This is a genomic window from Gelidibacter maritimus (assembly GCF_014062315.1).
Classification (GTDB): domain Bacteria; phylum Bacteroidota; class Bacteroidia; order Flavobacteriales; family Flavobacteriaceae; genus Gelidibacter; species Gelidibacter maritimus.
Genome location: NZ_JACGLT010000032.1, coordinates 1 through 6,188 on the forward strand (window position 1 = coordinate 1; position 6,188 = coordinate 6,188).

At 39.2% G+C, this 6,188-nt stretch carries 7 protein-coding genes; 5 read left to right on the top strand and 2 right to left on the bottom strand.

Features of this window, described 5'->3' with window-relative positions:
• Window positions 1-277: 277 nt before the first annotated feature.
• Together H3Z82_RS19100 and H3Z82_RS19105 are read right to left on the bottom strand one after the other, a co-directional pair.
• The gene (locus tag H3Z82_RS19100; RefSeq protein ID WP_182202983.1) at window positions 278-1,411 is read right to left on the bottom strand and encodes an IS91 family transposase; all 1,134 of its coding nucleotides are present in this window, start codon (window positions 1,409-1,411) and stop codon (window positions 278-280) included.
• A 2-nt stretch (window positions 1,412-1,413) separates the two neighbouring features.
• Window positions 1,414-2,292 (bottom strand): tyrosine-type recombinase/integrase, encoded by an 879-nt coding sequence (locus H3Z82_RS19105; RefSeq protein ID WP_317172476.1) that lies wholly within the window; start codon window positions 2,290-2,292, stop codon window positions 1,414-1,416.
• A 261-nt stretch (window positions 2,293-2,553) separates the two neighbouring features.
• Here H3Z82_RS19105 and H3Z82_RS19110 point away from each other — a divergent pair, with 261 nt between their 5' ends.
• The 5 genes from H3Z82_RS19110 (at window position 2,554) to H3Z82_RS19130 (ending at window position 6,054) form a co-directional block, all read left to right on the top strand.
• On the top strand, window positions 2,554-3,180 hold the full coding sequence (locus H3Z82_RS19110) for a hypothetical protein (protein WP_182207080.1): 627 nt from the start codon (window positions 2,554-2,556) through the stop codon (window positions 3,178-3,180).
• Between the two features lie 167 nt (window positions 3,181-3,347).
• A complete protein-coding gene (locus H3Z82_RS19115; protein ID WP_182207081.1) occupies window positions 3,348-4,142 on the top strand; it encodes a cation transporter in 795 nt (264 codons plus the stop codon).
• Window positions 4,143-4,292: 150 nt separating this feature from the next.
• Entirely contained in the window at window positions 4,293-4,970 is a 678-nt protein-coding gene (locus H3Z82_RS19120) for a hypothetical protein (RefSeq protein WP_182207082.1), read from the top strand.
• 217 nt (window positions 4,971-5,187) lie between these two features.
• The gene (locus H3Z82_RS19125; protein ID WP_182207083.1) at window positions 5,188-5,577 is read left to right on the top strand and encodes a hypothetical protein; all 390 of its coding nucleotides are present in this window, start codon (window positions 5,188-5,190) and stop codon (window positions 5,575-5,577) included.
• Window positions 5,578-5,736: 159 nt separating this feature from the next.
• Window positions 5,737-6,054, top strand: a complete 318-nt coding sequence (locus H3Z82_RS19130) for a hypothetical protein (protein WP_139856850.1) — start codon at window positions 5,737-5,739, stop codon at window positions 6,052-6,054.
• Window positions 6,055-6,188: the final 134 nt, after the last annotated feature.

Sequence of the window (6,188 nt, forward strand, 5' to 3'; positions counted from 1 at the left end):
AATAACTAAGCATTCGTGTGGTCGGTACGACCCAACATGAATGCCGTGTTGACTGAACCGGTGTTGGTCGGTTTGCCTACTATGGGGATTGATTGGATTTAAGATGGGTTTTTAATAGTTGATTTTTTTGTTTGGGAGTATTTGCTTGCTTTATTATTGAAGATTAGAAGTGCAAGATTGGTTTTGCAGTTCCTCTTCGCTTCTTTTCAACGTTTTTCACTCAGTTTCCTTCATTTTTGACCATAGATATCCTGTTGCGCGTGACTTGCGCTTTTTTTTATATAGGTCGTTTTATTTGATTATTGATCTGCTCCAGCCAGTGCCCTGGTGGTCCACGGGCGGTAAAAGTTGCAACGGTAACAAGGTTTCCCTTTTTGCATATTGGACATTTTCGGTGCATCAATGGCCCTGTCTCCCCAAGCTTTGGCATTCCCAGGTCTTTCTGGAGCTGCGGGATCACAGTTCTTTTGTAATAACTGCTCAAAATACCATAATGCCTGATCCGTGTAAATCCCTTGGGCAGGACATGTAGTGCGAAGCGCCTGATGAATTCGGCATCGGGCAGCGCAAGCACAGATTTCTTGCCCCCGTGCCGATAATCCTTTACCATGAACCGTACGTTTCCGCCTTCCAGACCTTTTATCCGATGGTTACTGATGGCAATCTTATGGGTATAGCGGCCCAAGTATTCCACTACCTGTGAAGGCCCCAAGAACGGACGCTTGCAATAGACCACCCAATGATGTTGGAACAGGCTTTGGTAAAAAGAGGGAGGTTGTTGCTTCCCCAGCGCTTTACGCAATCCGGCCACAAATCGAGCCCTGAAGACCTTACTCATTGCCTTTACAGGGAACAGATACTTTCCCTTACTCTTGGCAGGTTTCCATTTGCCCGATCTGGCAATGCCACCCCCGGGAACTATACAGTGCAGGTGCGGGTGCAGCGAAAGGTTCTGCCCCCAAGTGTGCAGGATGGCGACCATTCCCATCCGGCCGCCCAAAAACTTGGGATTGCCACCAAAATCCCGGATAATGCCCCAAGCTGTTTTGAACAGAAGACCGTACGCCAACTTTGGTTCGTACAGACATAACCGGTTCAGCTCCGCAGGTATGGTAAACACTACATGGAAGTAGGGAACCTTCAACAGATCTGCCTCCCTGGCGCGGATCCATTCCTCTTTTTTATGGCCCTGGCACTTCGGACAGTGACGGTTGCGACAACTGTTATAACTAAGGTGCAACCTACCGCAGGTTGGATTCTCACAACGATCGATGTGACCGCCCAAGGCCGAGGTCCGACATTTGCGCAACGCGTGCAGGGTACGTTCTTGCCAGCTATTGGCACAATGAGCGGCAAGGTGCTCCCTGTTTCGCTCCAGGATATGGGCTACTTCATGGACAGGCTTGGACATCCCTATTGGCCATAAAGCCTGTCCAGCGGACTGAACGGCCTTTGCCTGCCCGATTGTGCCACATGGAGGTAGATAAGGGTGGTCTGGATATCTGCATGTCCCAAAAGATCCTTTACGCTCATAATGTCCAGACCCATTTCCAGCAAGTGGGTGGCATAGCTGTGCCGCAGGATATGGGCGGTGATCTCCTTTTGGATGCCACTGTGCCTGCGAGCCTCGCGGACGATCCACTGAACGCCCTGGGAAGAGATCCGGCTCGGTCTGCCTGATTTGTCATTGCCCGTAAAACACCACGTATCCGGGTTTTCTGCCAGGAAGTATCTCTGTAGGCCGCGGACCTGCATTTTGGACAGGGGAACATAACGATCCTTGCGCCCTTTCCCCTGGCGCACGTGCAGCATCATCCTATCAAAATCCAAGTCCTTGCGCTGTAGGTTGCACAGTTCAAAATTGCGAAGTCCACAGCCATAGAGCATGGCCAGGACCAAGCGGTGCTTGAGCAGTTTAGGGGTCTTCAACAGTTGTTTTATCTCTCTTTGGTTCAATACCACCGGGAGTGTCTTGGGACGTTCAATGGAAGGAAGAACCACACGCATCTCGTTCATCCCAAAGAGGCGATAGGCATAGCGAAGCCCGTAGACGGTGTGCTTGAAAAAACTGTCGGATGGCGTCTTGTGCTGCGACTTTAAAACGTGTAGATAGTCCAAGATCTGTTCTTCATCCAGGGCAAGTGGACTACAGTTAAAATGGAGGGCAAGGTGCGCCAGGCAGCGCGCATAGTTGGTAAGGGTACTCTGGCTCTTGCCGGCCAGCTCAACGGAACGCTTTAATTTTTGGTAGAGTTTTGCAAACTCTGGAACGGAAATACAGGCCCTTTCAATGAGGGTGTCGTTTTTTTTTCATAATATTGAGTATTACATTAAACCTTGATCCTAAAGGTAGTGAATCGTGATGGAAACGTCTCGTGAAGCTACCTTTAGGTTTAGTTCAACAATGTATAACCGCAATTACGGCGGATTCGACTACGTCCGAATCCACTCGGAATTGCTAACGTCCGTGTTAAACCGAAAATCATTAACTTTAAATCCGTAACTGACGGTTATACGAGACCGTTGGCAAACATTTAACCCTAATATCAAACTATGAGATTAACATTCATATTTATCTTATTCACTTACCTTACTTCCGGTCAAGAAAAACCAATGATTTTCTATAATGAAAGTGGAGAAAAAATAAGTAAAGAAAATTTCATTAAAACTAAAGATTATAGTAAAAATTTAGATTTATATTTTGAGAATGATACAACTCAAATAGGTTTATTGGTAACTCGACAAAAATTCGGACAACTTGACAAAAATACTTTTGAGAATTTAAAATCATACTTAACGGAATTGACAGAAAAAAAAATTGACTCAACTCACAATATTGTTATTAACTACTTAACTGCATATCCGAAAAAGAATGAAAATACTAACTCAAAATCAGGATGGAATGTTTTACATAGAGATTACTTAAAAAAACTGCACAAAATCGCGAATATTAATCAATTCTGGATACACTCATCTGAATGTGATAATCTTGAATATAATCATCAAAAAAGAATAAATTGGAAAGCAGATAAAGATGATTTACTAAAAAAACTTTTTTTCCCCTACGAAGTCAGATATGGAAATTTTATTCTAATTAAGCCTGACGGAAAATTTTACTATTATTTAGGAGAGCATAGCAAATATCAAATATGGGAAGATGCTAAAAAATATTTTAAATAAAAAAACGATTTGCCAACAATGGCTATAAGTAATTGCTTGTTCTCGCCTACTTCTGAAAATCCTTGCGGATTTTCAGCTTGGTGTGTACTTGCAAATTTAACCGCTAAACCACGCAACTACTCATAGCCTAGACCGTTGTAAGTAATGCCGAAAAACCCAGAAACCAAGTGAATAAAACAATATTTGAAATTACCAAAATGGATTGTCCTTCAGAGGAAAATCTTATCCGAATGAAATTGGACGGAATTTCAAGCATTGCGAATTTGGACTTTGATATTCCGAATCGAAAATTGACCGTTTTTCACAGCGGAGAAATTGACCAAATCGAAAAGTCCGTTATCGAATTGAATTTAGGTGGAAAAAAAATCTCAACGGAACAAACCGACCAAACGGAATTTAAAGAAAACGAAAATCAGAAAAAACTACTTTGGTCTGTACTTGCCATAAATTTTGCTTTTTTCATTATTGAAATGACAACAGGAATTATCTCAAAATCTATGGGACTTGTTGCCGATAGTTTAGATATGCTTGCGGACAGTTTTGTGTACGGAATTAGTTTGTTTGCGGTTGGCGGAACAGTAATAAAGAAAAAACGGATTGCCAAACTTGCTGGATATTTTCAAATAATACTTGCGATTATTGGATTTGTAGAAGTCTTGAGAAGATTTTTCGGAAACGAGAAACTTCCCGATTTTTCAACAATGATTATAGTTTCGATTTTTGCACTTATTGCAAACGGAATTTGTCTTTATATTTTGCAAAAGTCAATGAGCAAAGAAGAAGCACATATGAAAGCGAGTATGATTTTCACTTCGAATGACGTGATTATCAATTTGGGAGTAATTATTGCAGGAATTTTAGTGCATTATTTGAGTTCTAATAAACCTGATTTGATTATCGGAACAATTGTTTTTGCATTGGTAATTCAAGGAGCATTTCGGATTTTGAAATTAAGTAAGTGAACTAAAAAAGCACTACTTACAACGTGTATAATTAATGGCTGGTTCTCGCCTACTTACGAAAATCCTCGCGGATTTTCTATTCGGTTTTTATTTGCTAAATTAGGTGCTTAAACACGCCACTAATCATACACAAAACCGTTAGCATACATTATGAAAAAAATCGTATTCATATTAATATTCGCTTCTTCATTTGTAAATGGACAAGATTTTAAAGAATTATATACTGACAAACTGAAAAGTTCCTGGGAAGTTTATGAATCAGAATCTTTTACCAAATCGATTGACAAAAAAACGGATAGTCTTTATCGAGCCATTAATGGAAAAGGCTATAAAGAAATCTTAATCGAGAATCAAAAAAAATCAGTAGCTGAAAGAGCAAAAAAGCTGAATGAAATAATTGAATTGTTTAATATTAAATTAACTGAATCGGACTCATTAGCTATAATTGAGCAAAAGTCAATAAACAATTCATTACCATCGGACTTCACTAAAAAAGGAGCTATTTTGACAAATGATAGTATTTATGGATTTACCTATAACCCAGACATTGAAAACGGAAAAATCAAAATTAGCGACTATTTCAGAGATTCAGAAAATCCGACAATGAATCAAGCCAAACAAATAATTGGAAATTTAATATTGCAAGGGAAAACAAATTATCTCGATACTATTGCAAAAGTGGAATCGGAAATGTTCGTCGGACCTTTAAAAGAATTAAGACCAGAAATAGAAATAGAAATAATTTTATATAACAAAAGTGCGGAGGAAAAATTGAGATTGATTTATTTACACGAAACGTTCGTTCAAATAATGAATCAAAAGGAATAACGTATGCTAACAATGTATAAAAAAAATAGGGCAAGTCAGTGCTAAACCCAATGTTTCAGTCTTATTTGCGAGGTCGCCAAATCTTTTGATTTGGCTTTAGAATAAAAATATAAAACAAAATGCAAAAGATTTGGCTTGTGGATTATCCGAAAGGTAATTGCTTATTTTCTGCCTTACTTCTTTTATACTAAACGTTAGCACACATTTGAGAAAAACTATGAGAATTTTAATAATCCTTACTTTAATTTTCGGAATTAGCTCTTGCACAGCTCAATCTGAATCTGAAAAAAAACTAATCGGAAAATGGATTTTGGTTGCGGAAACGAACTCTTTCCCTGACGATATTGAGCCACTTACAGAAAATGACTCTAAATCGGAATCTGACTCAAAAACGGAATTGGAAACCACTCTGACTTTTAATAAGGACAAAACAATATTTATTAACCAAATGGGAAATGAATATGATGCGACTTATAAATTGACTGACTCAATTCTGACTATTGGAAATCGGAATTATATTCTGATTGAAGTTGACAAAAAGAAACTGATTTATAAAAATAAAGGCGGATTGTTTGACAAGCAATACGAATATAAAAAATCGGAATAAAAACGTGTGCTAACACCGTATAAAAATAATTACGGCTTAGTGCTTAATCAAAGGTCGTTGCGTGTTTGTAACGTCTGATTTTCCTTCGGAAAATCCTCGCATACAAACCCGCAACTATTCTTATACATAAACGTTGTGCTTCATGCAAAAACAAATAATATGACAGACTATCAACAAACTGAGGAATTTAAAAGAAGAGAAAAGGAAAGTGAAGATGTTCAGGCTATTCTGACTACTTGGAATCCTTTAGGCTCCAGAAGTAAAGAAATATCGGATTTAGATAATTATTTTACTGAGGCTAACGATATCTTATTTCACATAAGAACCAATTTACATTTCCCTAAGAAAGGAGATAGGCAGACACGGACGGTTAGAATAGTTAGAACCGTTTTAAATGAAGCTTTCGGACTATCTCTTACGGATTCAGACTGTGAAAAGCCGGCAGCCAAAATTGTGTCGGTTGTAGAGATAAAATAAAGCACGAAAGCACAACACTATATAAAAACAATGCTAAAACCTGTCTTGAATCGAAATTCCGTGCTCGCTTGCTCAGCGGATTGTCCTGCGGACAATCACGCTCGCCCGCTCGCACAGTTTTTATACGGGACGTT

Bases quoted from the DNA above. Each gene is read 5' to 3' on its own strand.
- H3Z82_RS19100 (WP_182202983.1), bottom strand. From the start codon at position 1,411: ATGTCCAAGCCTGTCCATGAAGTAGCCCATATCCTGGAGCGAAACAGG.
- H3Z82_RS19110 (WP_182207080.1), top strand. From the start codon at position 2,554: ATGAGATTAACATTCATATTTATCTTATTCACTTACCTTACTTCCGGT.
- H3Z82_RS19120 (WP_182207082.1), top strand. From the start codon at position 4,293: ATGAAAAAAATCGTATTCATATTAATATTCGCTTCTTCATTTGTAAAT.
- H3Z82_RS19125 (WP_182207083.1), top strand. From the start codon at position 5,188: ATGAGAATTTTAATAATCCTTACTTTAATTTTCGGAATTAGCTCTTGC.
- H3Z82_RS19130 (WP_139856850.1), top strand. From the start codon at position 5,737: ATGACAGACTATCAACAAACTGAGGAATTTAAAAGAAGAGAAAAGGAA.